Genomic DNA, 17,515 nt, shown 5'->3' with positions numbered 1-17,515 from the left:
CTACTAAAACGTTAAAAGACATCTTACGTGCAATCGCTATTTGAGCAAAGTGTGTTGTTGGCTGTATTGTAAATTCGGCGTATTAATAGCTAAAAAAACACTATATTTATAGGGCGTACATCCATTTAAATACCAAACCAATGAAAACATTTTTCTTGATCCTATCAATCGTGTTTGGCGCCACTTGGCTGGTTGGCGTGCTTTTTTTCGATTTTGGCGTGTTGTTCCATTTGGTGTTCTTGGCAGCGGTTATATTCTACATCTTAAAAATGATTTGGGAAGAACTTTCCCGAAAACACCCCTACTTAAAGCGGAGAAAGAAAAGAAAAGGTTAAGGCCGCACTTCTCAAGTTGTTATATTCCATTTAAAATGGCTGCAGCTTTTTTCAGTTCCTCTTCCGTCTTGGCAAAACACACCCGTAATTGTTTAAAATCCTGATTGTCTTTATTGAATACCGAAGTGGGGATGGTGGCTATTTTGTGTTCCCGGGTCAATCGGTCTGCAAAGTCGATATCGCGTTCATCGCTTATTTCAGAAAAATCGAGCAATTGAAAATACGTTCCTTTAGAAGGTGTGAATTTAAAACGGGAATCTTTAATTGCTTCTAAAAAGAAGTCCCGTTTTTCTTGATAAAAGGAAGGCAGCGATGTATAGTTTGCTTCGTTCTGCAAATAAGTTGCCAATGCTTTTTGAACAGGGTGGTTTACCGAAAACACATTGAATTGATGCACTTTTTGAAACTCCTTCATTAAATATTCGGGTGCTGCGCAATAGCCCATTTTCCATCCGGTGTTGTGAAAGGTCTTTCCAAAAGAAGCGGTTATAAACGTGCGCTTGGCCAACTGTGGGAACTTGGCGGCGCTTTGGTGCTCGGCGTCATCAAACACGATGTGCTCGTACACCTCATCGCTCAATACCAGCAAATCGTTTTCTTCGGCAATTTTCTGCAATTGCAGCATATCAGCTTCAGCAAACAACATACCACTGGGATTGTGCGGGGTATTGATGATGATCATTTTGGTTTTTGGCGTTATTTTTTCTGAAACTTTCTCCCAATTAGGTTGATAATCTGGAGCTTCTAACTGAATTTCAACCGTTTTTCCGCCAAACAATTCTACCGAAGGCTTATAGCAGTCATAGGCCGGGGTAAAGAGCAGCACCTCATCGTCTTTGTGGATCGTAGCTGCAATTGCGGTAAAAATGGCCTGTGTGGCTCCTGCTGTAATGGTAATTTCCCTATCGGCTTGGTATTTTTTGTGGTAAAGGCTTTCAATTTTTTTTGAAATCACTTCCCGCAGTTTTTTGTCGCCCGGCATCGGGGCATATTGGTTATACCCGTCTTTCATCGCTTTGTTCACAAGATCGATCAAAACGGAATCACTTTCAAACCCAGGGAAGCCTTGGGCTAAATTGATAGCATGGTGGTCAGCGGCCAATTGGCTCATAATGCTGAAAATAGACGTAGTGGTATTGGGCAGTTTTGAGATCATACTGTAAATGTAAGGGTATATATTAACTCTTCCAAAAAGTCGATTTTTTTAAGAAATTACGTACCTTGTTTTTTTTATTGGCTTTTTTATATGAACAAAAAAATACTCCTGCTCTGTTGCTTTTGGCACGTTATTCAGTTTACAGCTGCTCAAACTGAAAACCAGCCACAGGACAGCCTGCCATTCTATGAACACTATTCCTTTAAGGAGCTGGACAAAGCTGCTGACATCTATTACAACAAGGGCGATTATGAAGAGTCGCTTAAATTGAACATCGAATTACTTAAAAAAGGCTTAAAAAACCAAAACAACTACCACATACATCAAGGTTACCGAAATTTAGGCTATGATTATTTAGGCCTCAACGACACCCTTCAGGCCAAAGAAAGCTTTGAGAAGTCTGAACGCTATGCTAAACTTGCCAAAAACGATACGGCGACCGCACTTTCATACATGGACTTGGCCAATGTGTATGCCGAACTGGAACAGAATTATGAAAAGGCATTTCAGTACCACGACAAATCCATTGCCCTTTTTGAAAAGCTGAAAGACTCTGCAGGCATAGCAGATGCCCATTACAACACTGTTTTAACGGCCATGGATGCCAACGAGCTCAATAAAGCTTATGTACATTTATTGAAAGCCAGAAAATTCAATGATTTTAACAAGGAACACTTCAATTACATAGGTATTGACGTTTTAACGGGCGAATACCACCTTGAAAAAGGGAATTACGAATTGGCAGACAGTTATTTTAACAAAGCCATAGAAGAAGCAAAAAAGAAAAACCTCAGTTTAGAGCTGGAATCTGCTTACTTAGGGCTCAGTAAAAGCCTCTTTGCACAAGAAAAGTATAAAGAAGCCTATAAAATGCGCGCAGAGTTTGATAAATACCTGGAACAAAACATGCGCAACGTAAACAATGCACAGACCGAAACGGTATCGGCAAAATTTCAGGTTTCAGAATACCGAAAGGACATTGAAGCCGCCGAACTTAAAAACCAATTGCAGGCCGAAATCGTAAAGAACAAAAGCAACTTGAATACCATACTGTATGTTATATCTGGAATACTTTTGTTGCTGTTCATCATTTTCTTGCTAGCCTTCCGCAGACGTAAACAACTGGTACGAAAGCTCAGGAGGCGCAACCGGGAGTTTTTGGAAGCCAAACAACACGCCGAAAAAATGTCGCGTTCCAAGACCGAGTTTTTCTCTACCGTAAGCCACGAACTGCGAACACCGCTGTACGGCGTAATAGGGCTGAGCTCTATTTTATTGGAAGACCCGTCGCTGAAAAACCACGAAGAAGACCTAAAGTCGTTAAAATTCTCGGCAGATTACTTATTGGCCTTGATCAACAATGTGCTGCAGATCAATAAAATAGACGCCAATAAAATGGAAGCGCACATTACCAATTTCAATATTGATAATTTATTGGACAAAATAGCTTCATCTTTTGAGTATATGCGGCTTCAAAACAAAAATAAGCTGTCGGTGCACATTTCAGATAAAGTGCCAAAAGTGCTTCGGGGCAACGCAATTGCCCTCTCCCAGATTTTAATGAACTTGGTGGGCAATGCGTGTAAATTTACCGAAAACGGGCAAATAACCATTTCGGTAAATCCTGTGAAAGTAAGCGCCACCAATGCGGTACTGTGTTTTAAAGTAACCGATACGGGCATTGGTATTTCAGAAAAAGACCAAGAGCGCATCTTCAATGCATTTTCGCAAGTGGATAACGAAAACTACAGCTATCAAGGCACTGGACTGGGGCTGACCATTGTAAAAAAACTGTTGAAACGCTCCAATTCAGAAATAAACGTGGAAAGCAAAAAGAAAGGAGGATCCAGCTTTTGGTTCGATTTAAGCTTTGAAGTAGTGGACAAAGCCGAAAATAAACCAGAAGACAATTTGTTGAACAAAAAACTGTTGGTGGACAAACGCATTCTCATTGTTGAAGATAACCGAATCAACCAAGCGGTGACCAAGAAGATTTTGACCAAGAACCAAGTACTGTGTACCATTGCCGAAAACGGCAAGGAAGCTGTGGAGCAAGTAAAGCAAAACAATTTCGATTTGGTGCTTATGGACATCAATATGCCCGTTATGGATGGGCTGGAGGCGACCAAAAAAATACGGAGTTTCAACACTACCATCCCCATTATCGCCTTGACAGCCGTTGAAGTGGAAGATATGCGGTTTGAAATCTACAACAGCGGGATGAACGACATCATTGTAAAACCCTACGATATGAACAAGTTTCTACAGGTTATCTTACGCAACCTCACGGTTTTTTACTCTGGTAAAATGGCGCCCCAGTTTTTCTAAATTATAATCCGGTTATACGTTAGGTAGTGTAGCCTGTTTGAATATAGACCATAACGTCGTTTATGCATTTTTTGAGCTGGTTTTTCACTTCCCGTTCCCAAAACCTGAAAACGGTATAGCCCATTTCTTGCAATTGTTGGTTTACTTCGCGGTCGCGTTGCATGTTCCGCTCAATTTTGGGAATCCAAAAACCACGGTTGCTTTTAATGGTCTCCTTTTTCTCGTTCCAATTATAGCCGTGCCAAAATTCGCCATCGATAAAAATTGCCAATTTGTATTTTTTAATGGAAACATCGGGCTTGCCCGGCAACTGTTTTGAATGAACCCGATACCGAATCCCTTTTGCCCACAGTGCCCTTCGGAACAGCATTTCGGGCTTGGTGTTCTTGCCACCTATCCTGCTCATGATCTTGGAACGTTTTTTAGTGGTGTAAAACCCAGACTCCTCGTTAAACCGTGGTACTTTTATTTTATTATCTTCGTAGGACATTTGTTTTAAGGTAAGCATAAAACTTATAATTTAAAACGTTATATCCTGCTTCTTATGATTCGTTTTCAGTTTTTTCCACGTTCCAATGGCATTACTTCAGAAATACAGGCCGTAATCAACTGTTTTAACACTGTTACTGCTGAAATTTCTTCGGAAGACCACCAACACAATAGCAATCATGTTTAGAAAAACTGAGGCCTTTTCTGGAAGAACTTGATTTTAAAGTAGAAACCGGTAAAAGAAAGAAGGAGAAAATACCCGTACCGGTTCTTTTTGGTCAAAACAATCAAATAGATAAAAGCTTTCATGCCGATGCAATAAGCAACGATGGAAAGATAGTACTTGAAGTTGAAGCAGGAAGAGCGGTAGCTAACAATCAGTTTTTAAAAAATATTTTTCAAGCCTGCATGATGTTTGAAGTGGAATATCTTATCATCGCTGTTCGAAACAATTATAGAGGAGGAGATGACTTTTCCAAAATCTATTCCTTTTTAGAAACACTTTACATAAGCAACAGGCTAAAACTTCCTTTAAAAGGTATTTTAATCATAGGGTATTAATAAAAACCCAAACCTAAAAAAGATCTGGGTTTTTATAAACAGTAAATTTTTTTTTCGTTTACCCTTCGGCACTCGCCTTTAAGTACTCCCGGTTGATACGGGCAATGTTTTCCAGCGAAATATCTTTTGGACACTCAATAAAGCAGGCCCCGGTATTGCTGCACGCACCAAAACCTTCTTTGTCCATTTGCTCTACCATATTCAAAACACGCCGTGTCGCTTCTACTTCACCTTGTGGCAACAAAGCAAACTGGCTCACTTTAGCCGAAGTGAACAACATCGCACTGGCATTTACACACGCGGCTACACAAGCACCACAACCAATACACGTAGCCGAGTTGAAAGCTTCGTCTGCATTGTCTTTCTCTACTGGTGTGGCGTTGGCATCGATGGTGTTTCCCGAGGTGTTAACCGAAACATACCCACCGGCCTGTTGAATGCGGTCAAAAGAACTACGATCTACCATTAGATCCTTAATAACGGGGAAAGCAGTCGCCCTGAACGGCTCTACAATCACCGTATCGCCATCGTTAAAATGGCGCATGTGCAATTGGCAAGTAGTAGTATGGCGTTCGGGACCGTGCGGCCTACCATCAATTTGCAAAGAACAGGAACCGCAAATTCCTTCACGGCAATCGTGATCGAACACCACAGGCTCTTCGCCTTTTTCGATAAGTTCTTCGTTTAACACGTCCAGCATTTCCAAAAAGGACATATCACCGTCTATTCCGTCGATCGGGTAGGTTTGCAAACTTCCTTTAGTGTCAGCGTTTTTTTGACGCCATATTTTTAGTGTAAGTTTCATAGCTTCGCTAATTTGGGTACTTGGTTACTGAGCTTTTAGATTATAGGTTACTATACTATTCAGTTACTAAGCACATTTATTTCTTTAACTTTTCAAATACTTAATATATCCGTGAACTTCATTAACTTACTTATAACTCCGCGTTTTCACTTCAATATAGTCGTATTCCAGCTGTTCTTTGTGCAATACCGCTTCGCTGGGTTCTCCGTTGTACTCCCAAGCGGCTACGTACATAAAGTTTTCGTCATCGCGCATGGCTTCTCCTTCATCGGTTTGGTATTCTTCCCTAAAGTGACCGCCACAGGATTCTTCCCGGTGCAGGGCATCTTTAGCAAATAATTCACCTAGCTCAAGGAAATCTGCCACACGGCCGGCTTTTTCCAGTTCCGGGTTCATCTCATCCATGGAGCCGGGCACTTTTACTTCGTTCCAAAATTGTTCGCGCAATTCCCTTATTTCCGTTATGGCTTCTTTCAAGCCTTTTGCGTTTCGGGACATTCCGCATTTATTCCACATAATTTTACCCAAACGCTTGTGGATGTCATCGACAGATTTGCTGCCTTTGTTATTGATTAATTTCTCTAAACGTTCACGTACGTTCTTTTCAGCTTCTTCAAATTCAGGTTGGTCGGTTGCGATTTTGCCAGTCCTAATGTCGTCGGCGAGATAGTCGCCAATGGTATAAGGCAAAATAAAATAACCATCGGCCAAACCTTGCATCAATGCCGAAGCTCCCAAGCGGTTGGCTCCGTGATCGCTGAAATTGGCTTCGCCGGTCACATAACAGCCCGGAATAGTAGATTGCAGGTTATAATCTACCCAAATGCCGCCCATAGTGTAATGTACTGCAGGATAAATCATCATGGGGGTTTCGTACGGGTTTGCATCCACGATTTTCTCGTACATTTCAAATAAGTTGCCGTATTTATTCGCGACAACTTCTTTTCCAAGTTTTGTTACTTCTTCTTCACTAGGGTTGTGGTTTCCGTGCATCACGGCTTGTTCTTTTCCGTAGCGTTTAATGGCCGATGCAAAATCCAAGAATACGGCCTCACCGGTTTTGTTCACGCCAAATCCGGCATCGCAACGCTCTTTTGCCGCACGGGAAGCCACATCACGAGGCACCAAGTTACCAAAAGATGGGTAACGGCGTTCTAAGTAATAATCGCGCTCGTCTTCTGAAAGTTCGGTAGGTTTTAGTTTACCTTGGCGAATGGCCTCGGCATCTTCTTTTTTCTTCGGAACCCATATACGGCCATCATTACGGAGCGATTCGGACATCAACGTTAATTTGGACTGGTGATCGCCAGAAACCGGAATACAGGTAGGATGTATCTGCGTGTAACACGGGTTGGCAAAGTAAGCCCCTTTTTTATGTATTTTCCAAGATGCCGTTACATTGCTCCCCATTGCATTGGTAGAAAGGAAAAACACGTTTCCGTAGCCTCCTGAAGCAATCACTACCGCATGTGCAGAATGCCTTTCCAACTCGCCTGTAACCAAATCACGGGCGATAATGCCACGAGCTTTTCCGTCAATAAGGACCAAATCCAACATTTCGTGGCGGTTAAACGCTTCGATTTTACCACGGTTAATTTGGCGGTTCATAGCGGCATATGCTCCTAACAGCAATTGTTGGCCTGTTTGTCCTTTCGCATAAAAGGTACGCGATACCAATACACCACCAAACGATCGGTTGTCCAACAGCCCACCGTACTCACGGGCAAAGGGGACCCCTTGTGCCACACACTGGTCGATGATGTTGGCCGACACCTCGGCAAGACGATATACGTTGCCTTCGCGCGAACGGTAGTCGCCGCCTTTTACGGTATCGTAAAACAAGCGGTAGTCAGAGTCGCCATCACCTTGGTAATTCTTGGAAGCGTTGATCCCTCCCTGTGCGGCAATGGAGTGTGCCCTGCGAGGCGAATCTTGATAACAGAACGTTTTTACGTTGTAGCCCAATTCGGCCAAAGTTGCCGCGGCGCTTCCTCCTGCCAAACCTGTGCCCACAACGATGACATCGATGTTTCGTTTATTGGCTGGGTTTACCAGATTAATATTGTTTTTATGGTTTGTCCACTTTTCGGCTAAAGGCCCTTCTGGTATTTTGGAATCTAATATCGACATAGCTGTTGCGGTTTAGTGGGGAATTTGATTAAAAAAATGATGGTACAAGGCAATCACGATAAAACCTAATGGTATTATAATAGCATACAGTTTTGTGAATCCTTTTACGGCTTTCGAGTATTTATTGTTCCATCCCATCGTCTGGAAGGAGGAGGCAAAGCCGTGCCATAAATGGAACATCAACAGCACGAACGCCAACACGTAAATACCGGTGCGCACAGGGCTTTCAAACTTTTGGACCAATTCAGTATAATACCTAAATGCATCTTCAGGGTTGGACTCTACATATTTATGAACGATCTCCGGCACCCAGAAATCGTAAAAATGCAATCCTAAAAAAGCCAAGATCACAGCACCGGAAATAATCATATTCCGAGAGGCCCAAGTAGAGTTGGAGTTTCCTTTGTATGATTTGTAACTTATTTTTCGGGCTTTGTTGTTTTTAAGCTCCAACACAATGCCCATCACAAAGTGAAATACAACCCCAAAAATTAAAATAGGCTGGAAAATAAACTGCACAATATAGTTGTGCCCCATAAAATGCGACCAGCTGTTAAACGTTTCTTCAGAAAAAACCGAAGTAAAGTTGATGGTAAAATGCTGTGCAAGAAACAATACAAGAAATAGACCTGAAAGGGCCATCGCCACCTTTTTGGCGATCGAAGCGGATAATTTTCCCATTATGGTTTAACTTTTGAAAAATTAAGATACGCAAAAATACCACTGAAAAAGCTTTAAACAAAAAGTATCAATTGTTTTCCCGTCTATTTAGAATTGTTTTAAATATAAACGCTATTCAACCTCAAGGGATTGTTCGGCAGCAATCCCTTGAACAGAAACCACCACTTTATATTTGCCTTTTGGCAAATAATAGCTTTCATTATCGGCTTTCTTGATTTCGATATCGGCTTTTTTCAACGCTTTTTTTCCTTTTTCTGAAACGCTAACATCATACGCAACCACATTTACGCCTCTTACAGCATCGGTGGTAAATTGCTGTAATTTTGCCCCATCTTCGGTTTCAATGGATATGGTCGCATTCCCTTCGGAAGGATTGTAAAACTGAAGGGTTACCGAAGGCTCGTACACCTCGTACCATTCGCCGTATTTACTGCCCCATCGGCCGGAAGATTTTATGGGCGCTATTTCAGCAAGAACAAGGTCATCCATTTTTGATGCTTCCAATTTCTGTAGCAATTCAACATCGGCCAAGTAAAACGAACGGCCGTGCGTGCCCAAAATCAGGTCTTTTTCACGTTCTTGTATCACGAGGTCATGCACCGCCACATTAGGCAACCCCTCGTAAAATGCTTCCCAACTTGCACCGCGGTTTAACGAAACATACGCGCCATTGTCGGTGCCCAAGTACAGGACGTTTTCATTTTCAGGATCTTCTTTTATAACGTTTATGGGCGACGCCGGCAAATTACTGCTAATGTCCTTCCACGTTTGCCCATAATTGTCGCTTACATATACATACAGGTTAAAATCGTCCCAGCGGTACCCGTTCAAGGTAACGTAAACCCGTTCTTTTTTATGTGCCGAAGCAATCACCCTGCTTACCCACAAATCTTTCGGAAACGTTTTTGAAATTTCCGTCCAATTGCCACCCACATTGTTTGAAACATGCAGCATGCCATCATCACTTCCGGCATACAACAACCCAAACTGAAACGGCGATTCGCTGATGCTTGTCAAGGTTCCATAAGCGACATTTCCGGGTTTTCCGCCTTTGGTGAGGTCGCCAGAGATCGCTTCCCAGTCGCCACCTTGGTTCATGCTCCTCATGAGCTTATTGCCGCCCAAATAAAGAATATCTTGATTGTGCGAACTCAATAAAATAGGGGTTTGCCAGTTGAAACGATACGGGCTCTCACCCAGTTCATGTTTCGGTTGCACATAAGTTTGTTCTTCAGTTTCACGATTAAGCCTGAAATAATTTCCGAATTGAAATCCGGTATAAACGATATTGCTATTTCGGCTATCGATTTGCACCTGCATGCCATCGCCGCCCATAATGCTTTCGTAGGGGTTGTGTCCAGATTGTTGCCAACCGTAATCTATCTTGGCATTGTGCGGCCCTACCCAAACGCCATTGTCCTGCAAACCACCATACACGTTATAAGGCTTTTCGTTGTCAACGTTCACCGTATAAAATTGACCAACGGCTGGTGCATTGTTTTTAATCCATGTTTCGCCATCGTCGTAGCTAATGTTGATCCCGCCGTCGTTGCCATCAATTAAATGTCCGGGCTTGTTGGGGTTGATCCACAGGGCGTGGTGGTCCACGTGCACGTTTTCGGCATTGATGGATTCAAACGTTTTCCCGCCATCGGAAGATTTTAAAATAGGCACCCCATAAATATATATTTTTTCTGAATTGGAAGGGTCCACATGGATTTTTCCGAAGTAATATCCGTAGGAATAATACAAATCATTTAAATAGCCATCGTGGGTTTTTTGCCACGTTTTTCCGGCATTGGAGCTCTTATAGACCTCAGCGCCAATAACCGGGGTATCAAATAGTTGTGAATTGGCGTCTTCTAAGTATTTGGTCAAATCGGCTGGGGTTATCGTGCCGCTGCGCACCATATTTTTTACGTTTTCGGTTTTGTATTTTTCCTGAAAACCATTGGCTCGCAGGAATTTTTTCAGTTTATCGTTGTCCAGTGATAAAAACTCTGAAACGCTCATACCTTTAAACACATCTTTGGTCAAGGCATCGCTATCGGCATCCATCTTTTCCTTTTCGCGATGGTCTTGATTGTCGATTATGGCATAGACCGTGTTTTCATCAACCACTGCCAAACCAATACGGCCGGCATCTTTGCCGGTAGGAAACCCACTGCCGGAAACGGTCATTTTTTTCCACGTATTCCCGCCATCGGTGCTTTTGTAAATGGCGCTGCCTTCGCCGCTTCCGGTAAAGTTCCAGGCCTTTCGGTCCTTTTCCCAAGAGGAAGCATAGATCAAGTTAAAATTGTTCGGGTCGCGGTCCATCTCGATGATGCCGCTTTTATCGTTCACAAAAAGAGTTTGGTTCCACGTTTCTCCGCCGTCCATGGTTTTATAGACGCCACGCTCGTTATTGGTAGAATACAAATGCCCCACAGCACTTACCACCACCTCATCGGGGTTGTTGGGGTTAATCAATATTTTGCTAATGTGATGGCTGTCTTCCAGCCCCATGTTTTGCCAGGTTTTCCCGTCGTCGGTAGATTTCAGCAAGCCGATTCCGGCGTAAGAAGAACGGGAGGCGTTCACTTCGCCCGTCCCTACCCAGATAGTGCCGTTTTGCCAATCTACGGCCAGGCTGCCTACGTTTTGGGTTAGGCTGTTGTCCAACACCGGGGTAAAAGACGTCCCGTTATTGTTGGTGTGCCAAACACCGCCCGTGGCGTAAGCTGCGTAAAACTCGGTGGGGTCGTTGGGGTTTACGGCCAAATCAACCACCCGGCCGCTCATTACCGTTGGGCCAATGTTTTTAAACGGCAGGTTTTTTACAAGCGATTGTTGCGAGAGCTGTTGCCGCTGCTCAAGCGCTTTTTTAAGGTCGGCTTTGGAGGTGGCCGGTTGTTGGGAAAACGCTGCAATAAAAAAGAGGGAACATAGAAAAAGTATGGACTGCTTCATGAAAATGGGTTTTAAGCTGTTGAAATTACTGAAATGTCTCGGCTTCCCAAAATTTTATTCTATCATTAACAGTCGTTGCTTTTAATTCCTATAATTTTGTGGAAATCCCAGAAAAACCTATCATGAAGTACCACCCAATAGACAACGCATTATTTATTAAAAACCGCAAGGATTTCATGGCCCAAATGAAGCCAAAAAGCCTTGCTGTGTTCAACAGCAACGATGTGTACCCCATCGGGGCAGACAGCACGATGCCGTTTCAGCAATCCCGTGACTTGTTTTACCTAAGTGGCGTGGACCAGGACGAGAGCATCTTGTTGTTATTTCCCGATGCCGTGGAAGAAAAACACCGGGAAATCCTGTTTTTAACCGAAACCAACGACCATATAGCCGTTTGGGAGGGCGAAAAGCTCACCAAGGAGAAGGCAACCGAAACCTCCGGCGTTACAACCGTGTATTGGCTTCAAGAATTTGATAAAATTTTCTTTGAACTGATGTCGCAGGCCAACACCATTTATTTTAACACCAACGAACACTACCGCGCCACCAACGTGGTGACCGAAACCCGTGAAGACCGCTTTATCAAAAAAACCAAACAGCAATATCCGGCCCACAATTGGGCGAAAAGCAACCCTATTTTACAACGCTTGCGTTCGGTAAAAAACCCTATAGAGCTGGAGCTCATGCAACAAGCCTGCAACATTACCGAAAAAGGCTTTAAACGGCTTTTAGATTTTGTAAAACCGGGCGTTTGGGAATATGAAATCGAAGCTGAGCTGATGCATGAGTTTTTACGAAACAGGTCCCGCGGCTTTGCCTACACCCCCATTATTGCCAGCGGAAAAAACGCTTGTGTCCTTCATTATGTAGAAAACAACCAGCAATGCAAGGATGGCGAATTAATTTTATTGGATGTGGGCGCCGAGTACGCCAACTACAGCAGCGATATGTCGCGTACCATCCCGGTGGGCGGAAAGTTTACCAAGCGGCAAAAAGAGGTCTATAATGCCGTAAACCGGGTAAAAAACGAGGCCACAAAAATGCTCGTTCCCGGAACCATCTGGAAAGAGTTTCACAAAGAGGTAGGGAAATTGATGACTTCGGAATTATTGGGGCTGGGGATACTCGACAAAACCGATGTGAAAAACGAAAACCCAGATTGGCCGGCCTATAAAAAATACTTTATGCACGGCACCAGCCATAACATTGGTCTGGACCCCCACGATTACGGTATTTTATGGGAACCCGTGCAAGCCAACCAAGTGTTTACCGTAGAGCCGGGCATTTACCTGCCGGACGAAGGGTTCGGTATCCGTTTGGAAGACGATGTGGTGATACAGGAAAACGGAGCGCCCCACAACCTGATGCGCAACATCCCAATCGAAGCAGACGAGATCGAAGAACTCATGAACAAATAGTCATCTCGAAAAAGGCACGACTGAGAAATCAAACTGTTCTGCAAGTTTTCTTCATTAAAAAGACCCAAAATCCTGTTACAGCTTTTTTATCACTCTGTATCAGGATTCTATTAAAAAAACAATGACGCATACTTATAAAAACACTCCTATACATTATAATGTAACCGGAACCGGTCCGACGATGGTATTGCTGCACGGTTTTTTGGAACGCTCAACGATGTGGGACCGGTATGTTCCTTCTCTTTCAGAAAAATTCACCGTGATCACCATCGATTTTCCCGGACACGGAAAAAGCGGGGTCATTTCAGGAACACATACTATGGAGCTTATGGCTAAAGTTGTAAAAAGCGTTTTAAATGAAGCAGGTATTGCATCGGCAACCTTGGTAGGACATTCCATGGGCGGCTATGTGGCCTTGGCCTATACCGAGCTATTTGAAGCTGAAGTTGAAAAACTGATTTTGCTGAATTCCACCCCGCTTGCAGATTCCGAAGCACGCAAGCAAAACCGAAAAAGGGCACTTAAGGTAATGGATTATAATGCGGAGGCGTTTATTAGCATGGCGATCACCAATTTGTTTCCTGAAAAATCGAGGCAGCATTTTGTTTCTGATATTGAAGCACTGAAAAACGCAGCGCTACAATTTCCAGTAGCAGGAATACAAGCAGCTATTCGTGGAATGATCGATAGAAAAGACCGAACCGATATATTGGCGCATTTCAGCAAAAAGAAAACAATGGTCTGTGGTAAGGAAGATCCCCTTATGCCCATTGCAGAATCGAAGGCTATTTCAGAAAAGACAAATACCCGCTTTATCGAATTGGAGGGAGGACACATGAGCTGGTTGGAAAACAGTTACGAAATTTATAATATATTGCATTTCATCGAATAAATTTGCATTTTAACGTTTTTTTAAAAGTTTTTCCTATATTTATCCTAACAAAAAAACTGAAGCATGCATAATCCCACTTCCCCATCGTTTTCGATACTGCGTATCGTTTGCCACACCGTAGGACACAAATACGTTAAAACACGAAAAATCACCAACCACATTCATGAATACAAATGCAAGAACTGTGGCCGTGAAGTGACTGAAAACCCGGCAGGAAAAATTGAATTGCTCACCCATAAGGTAAAAGAAGTAAACAACAACGTAGCCGCCTATTTTGAAAAAAGAAGCAGAAGATTGACCGTTTAGTCTTCCTTCATCGCGTTCCAGCCCCGGGCCACCAAAGGTATTTTGGTATTGGCGCGGGTTATCAAGTGCATGCCTTCACTTTCTTGCGTCATGTGCCCAATGACCGTTAAATGCGGATTGCCCTTTATTTTGGGAAAATCTTCGGTTGAAACGGTAAACAGCAGTTCATAATCTTCCCCGCCACTTAACGCAACGGTGGTGCTGTCCAGTTCAAATTCTTCACAGGTGGCAATAACCTGCGGGTCCAGCGGGATTTTGTCTTCATATAGATTACAGCCTACTTTCGAGTTTTTGCAGATGTGGATTATTTCAGAAGAAAGTCCGTCGCTAACATCGATCATGGAGGTGGGTTGCACTTCCAGCTCGTTCAACAAGGCCGCAATGCCTTGACGGGCTTCGGGTTTTAATTGCCGTTCAATAATGTAGGTATATTTATCAAGATCGGGTTGCGATTTTGGATTGACCTTAAACACTTGCTTTTCGCGTTCCAAGACCTGAAGCCCAAGGTAGGCAGCGCCCACATCGCCCGTTAACACCAGCAAATCGTTGGCTTTGGCACCAGAACGGTACACTATATTATCTTTTTTAGCTTGCCCCAAAGCCGTAATACTGATTACCAATCCTGTTGTAGAGGAAGTGGTATCGCCGCCCACCACATCAATGTTGTAGATGCTTGCCGCAGTTTCGATTCCGGCATACAACTCTTCTAAGGCTTCCACCGGGAACCGGTTGGAAACGGCTATCGACACCGTTATTTGCGAGGCTTTGGCGTTCATGGCATACACATCGGAAAGGTTTACCACCACGGCTTTATAGCCCAAATGTTTTAAGGGCATGTAGCTTAAGTCGAAATGCACGCCTTCTACCAACATATCGGTCGTTACCACCAATTGCTGGTCTTTTTCTGAAGCAATGACCGCCGCATCGTCGCCAATGCCTTTAACCGTGGTTTCATGTTTTATTTTGAAATTTTTGGTAAGGTGGTCTATAAGGCCAAATTCGCCCAATTGTGAAATACTGGTTCTGGAAGTGTCTTTGTTTTCGAACATAAGTTGTGCTTTAATGTGCAAAAATACGGGTTACCCATTAAAAAATGAATGTTTCATCCTGAAAACACCATAATGATAATAATTTGATTGTAAGTTGGCTAAACGAATAATTTTTGTAGTTTCGCAGCACATGATTAGGAAACCCTTATTAACTTTACCCTTTTAATAAGAAAAACATAGTTTCCCTTTCAATAATTTAATACCTCAATAATGAAGAATATTCTACTTACGCTTTTAATTTTGGCATGTACACAATTACATGCACAGACCCCTTGTAATAATGGCATGGCTGGCCCCTATCCTTGCGACGGGATTGACCTACAATCCCATATTTCATTAAGTGAAATGAACGCAGGAAGCGGGAATGATTCCTGGGGCTGGACAGATCCACAAGACGGCACCGAATACGCACTTATGGGACTGGACAATGGTACTGCTTTTATTGATATTTCGGACCCTATAAACCCTATATATTTGGGGAAATTGCCAACACATACTTCGTCAAGTAGCTGGCGCGATATTAAAGTATATAACAACTATGCTTTTGTAGTAAGTGAAGCTTCGGGGCACGGCATGCAGGTTTTTGACTTAACCCGTTTAAGAAACGTAACTTCTCCCCCAGTAACTTTCACCGAAGATGCCCATTACGATGGTTTTGGAAACGCTCACAATTTAGTTATTAATGAAGACTCTGGATACGCTTATGGCGTAGGGACAGGCACATTTAACGGCGGCCCTCATTTTGTAAACATTCAAGACCCTTTAAATCCTGTTGGGGAAGGTGGATATTCCAACGATTATTATAGCCACGATGCACAAGTAGTTATTTATAATGGCCCTGATACAGATTATACAGGAAGAGAAATATATGTTGGCAGTAATGAAAACGAAATTGTTATTGTAGATATAACCGATAAAGCAAACCCACAGAGTATTTCGACCATAAGTTATTCCAACGTTTCTTATACGCATCAAGGTTGGTTTACAGAAGACGAACGCTATTTTATAGCAGGGGACGAAATCGACGAAATCGATTACGGCTTCAACACACGTACCTTAATATTCGATTTAAACGACCTTGATAATCCACAATTGCACTTTGAATATTCAGGACCTACTTCGGCAACAGACCATAATGGATATGTGTTGGGGCAAAAATTTTACTTAGCCAATTATAGAGCTGGTTTACGCATTATTGACATAAGCGATATAGCAGGGGAAAATTTTGTGGAAGAAGCTTTTTTTGACACATACCCCAGTAACGACAACGCCAGCACCTCAAGTGTATGGAATGTGTACCCTTATTTTGCAAGTGGAAATATTGTTATGAGCGATATTAGCGAAGGTTTCTTTTTGGTGAAATCATCAATCGCAGATAATGAAGATCCTGTGGCAGTTTGCCAGAACATTACCGTTTCATTAAACCCAGATGAAACAACAGTAGTAGATCCTGCATTAGTGGACGGAGGGTCTAGCGACAATAGTGGTTTTTTCACTTTATCGTTGAGCCAAAATGAGTTTAACTGCACCCACATAGGAGAGAACACTGTTACCTTAACCGTAACAGACCCCTCCGGGAATACCGATACCTGCACAGCAATAATCACGATAGAAGATAACACAGCTCCAGCAATAACCTGTACTGCAGACACCACTGTCGAATATGATTCTGGAGCCAATTTTTATACATTACCTGATTATGAGGCAGAAGGATTGGTGCTTACAATAGATAACTGTACCCAAACCCCCACCGTTACACAAACGCCAGCTCCAGGAACACAGCTTACCGAAGGAACTTACACCATAAGTTTTGAAGCTGAAGACGCTTCTGGAAACACAGGAAACTGTTCCTTTCAATTAACGGTAATGGAAGAATTAGCCATTAACGACATTTCTTTTGAAAATAGTATTAAAATATTCCCAGTACCGGCTTCGGATAAAGTTACCGTCACTTCAGAAAACACCACAATAGAACTTATTGAGGTTTATGACATATTGGGAAAAAAGGTGTACACTGAAAAAAACATCAACGCTATGGCAAAGTCAATAAATATCTCGAGCTTTTCAAAAGGAATGTATTTTATAACAATTAATAAAAGGGCAACTAAGAAAATTGTGAAAAAATAGCTTTTTTGAAATGCATCGACGCCAAACAAAACACACAGAGTATTAATAGCATACTGATTTTTAATCTTTTAAGCTAACATTTAAAGCTTTAAAACGATACTTTATAATTAGAGTGCATAAATCAAACGCAATCGATTTTGTACTGTTTTCAAGTCGAACAAGGAACAAGAGAAAAAGCCCCGTACACTCAGAAAAATATTCTGACATAAAACAAATTGAAGTGTTTTCCGTTTTAGGGTAACGTATTATAAATTAGGTTTTCAAAAGAAAATTAAACAAGAAAGAT

General features: G+C 42.5%; 14 protein-coding genes. 7 read left to right on the top strand and 7 right to left on the bottom strand.

Annotated elements, in window-relative coordinates; translation table 11 throughout:
- The first annotated feature begins 140 nt into the window (after positions 1-140).
- Positions 141-335, top strand: a complete 195-nt coding sequence (locus DDV96_RS09965) for a hypothetical protein (RefSeq protein WP_116694627.1) — start codon at positions 141-143, stop codon at positions 333-335.
- A 19-nt stretch (positions 336-354) separates the two neighbouring features.
- Here DDV96_RS09965 and DDV96_RS09960 read toward each other — a convergent pair whose 3' ends face one another.
- Positions 355-1,491 (bottom strand): methionine aminotransferase, encoded by a 1,137-nt coding sequence (locus DDV96_RS09960; RefSeq protein ID WP_116694626.1) that lies wholly within the window; start codon positions 1,489-1,491, stop codon positions 355-357.
- Positions 1,492-1,581: 90 nt separating this feature from the next.
- Between DDV96_RS09960 and DDV96_RS09955 the strand changes: the two genes are divergently transcribed.
- Positions 1,582-3,819: a tetratricopeptide repeat-containing hybrid sensor histidine kinase/response regulator gene (locus DDV96_RS09955; RefSeq protein ID WP_116694625.1), complete on the top strand. Its 2,238-nt coding sequence runs from the start codon at positions 1,582-1,584 to the stop codon at positions 3,817-3,819.
- A 19-nt stretch (positions 3,820-3,838) separates the two neighbouring features.
- Here DDV96_RS09955 and DDV96_RS09950 read toward each other — a convergent pair whose 3' ends face one another.
- Entirely contained in the window at positions 3,839-4,309 is a 471-nt protein-coding gene (locus tag DDV96_RS09950; protein ID WP_206074018.1) for a very short patch repair endonuclease, read from the bottom strand.
- A 54-nt stretch (positions 4,310-4,363) separates the two neighbouring features.
- Between DDV96_RS09950 and DDV96_RS16100 the strand changes: the two genes are divergently transcribed.
- Entirely contained in the window at positions 4,364-4,495 is a 132-nt protein-coding gene (locus tag DDV96_RS16100) for a hypothetical protein (protein WP_262497874.1), read from the top strand.
- A 432-nt stretch (positions 4,496-4,927) separates the two neighbouring features.
- Here the strand turns inward: DDV96_RS16100 and DDV96_RS09940 are convergent, their stop codons facing one another.
- The 4 genes from DDV96_RS09940 to DDV96_RS09925 all read right to left on the bottom strand — a co-directional run bounded on the left by DDV96_RS09940 (position 4,928) and on the right by DDV96_RS09925 (position 11,437).
- Entirely contained in the window at positions 4,928-5,674 is a 747-nt protein-coding gene (locus DDV96_RS09940) for a succinate dehydrogenase/fumarate reductase iron-sulfur subunit (RefSeq protein ID WP_116694623.1), read from the bottom strand.
- A 126-nt stretch (positions 5,675-5,800) separates the two neighbouring features.
- Positions 5,801-7,804: a fumarate reductase/succinate dehydrogenase flavoprotein subunit gene (locus tag DDV96_RS09935; protein WP_116694622.1), complete on the bottom strand. Its 2,004-nt coding sequence runs from the start codon at positions 7,802-7,804 to the stop codon at positions 5,801-5,803.
- 12 nt (positions 7,805-7,816) lie between these two features.
- The gene (locus tag DDV96_RS09930; RefSeq protein WP_116694621.1) at positions 7,817-8,485 is read right to left on the bottom strand and encodes a succinate dehydrogenase cytochrome b subunit; all 669 of its coding nucleotides are present in this window, start codon (positions 8,483-8,485) and stop codon (positions 7,817-7,819) included.
- A 111-nt stretch (positions 8,486-8,596) separates the two neighbouring features.
- On the bottom strand, positions 8,597-11,437 hold the full coding sequence (locus tag DDV96_RS09925; RefSeq protein WP_116694620.1) for a WD40/YVTN/BNR-like repeat-containing protein: 2,841 nt from the start codon (positions 11,435-11,437) through the stop codon (positions 8,597-8,599).
- Positions 11,438-11,559: 122 nt separating this feature from the next.
- Between DDV96_RS09925 and DDV96_RS09920 the strand changes: the two genes are divergently transcribed.
- The 3 genes from DDV96_RS09920 to DDV96_RS09910 all read left to right on the top strand — a co-directional run bounded on the left by DDV96_RS09920 (position 11,560) and on the right by DDV96_RS09910 (position 14,053).
- Positions 11,560-12,855 carry an aminopeptidase P family protein gene (locus tag DDV96_RS09920; RefSeq protein WP_116694619.1) on the top strand — a complete coding sequence of 432 codons (1,296 nt, stop codon included), beginning with the start codon at positions 11,560-11,562 and terminating at the stop codon, positions 12,853-12,855.
- Positions 12,856-12,976: 121 nt separating this feature from the next.
- The gene (locus DDV96_RS09915; RefSeq protein ID WP_116694618.1) at positions 12,977-13,747 is read left to right on the top strand and encodes an alpha/beta fold hydrolase; all 771 of its coding nucleotides are present in this window, start codon (positions 12,977-12,979) and stop codon (positions 13,745-13,747) included.
- A gap of 63 nt (positions 13,748-13,810) precedes the next feature.
- Positions 13,811-14,053, top strand: coding sequence for a hypothetical protein (locus tag DDV96_RS09910; protein ID WP_116694617.1), 243 nt, complete (start codon positions 13,811-13,813; stop codon positions 14,051-14,053).
- Here DDV96_RS09910 and thiL read toward each other — a convergent pair.
- Positions 14,050-15,102: a thiamine-phosphate kinase gene (thiL, locus tag DDV96_RS09905; RefSeq protein ID WP_116694836.1), complete on the bottom strand. Its 1,053-nt coding sequence runs from the start codon at positions 15,100-15,102 to the stop codon at positions 14,050-14,052. The genes DDV96_RS09910 and thiL overlap by 4 nt on opposite strands.
- Before the next feature lie 210 nt (positions 15,103-15,312).
- On the opposite strand from thiL, the gene DDV96_RS09900 reads away from it, so the two are divergent.
- Positions 15,313-17,229 carry a choice-of-anchor B family protein gene (locus tag DDV96_RS09900; protein ID WP_116694616.1) on the top strand — a complete coding sequence of 639 codons (1,917 nt, stop codon included), beginning with the start codon at positions 15,313-15,315 and terminating at the stop codon, positions 17,227-17,229.
- The last annotated feature ends 286 nt before the right edge of the window (positions 17,230-17,515 follow it).

The sequence above is a fragment of the Marixanthomonas spongiae genome (genome assembly GCF_003095375.1).
Classification (GTDB): domain Bacteria; phylum Bacteroidota; class Bacteroidia; order Flavobacteriales; family Flavobacteriaceae; genus Marixanthomonas; species Marixanthomonas spongiae.
Note: the sequence above shows the minus strand (reverse complement) of the source record. Positions and strands in the feature narration are given on the sequence as shown.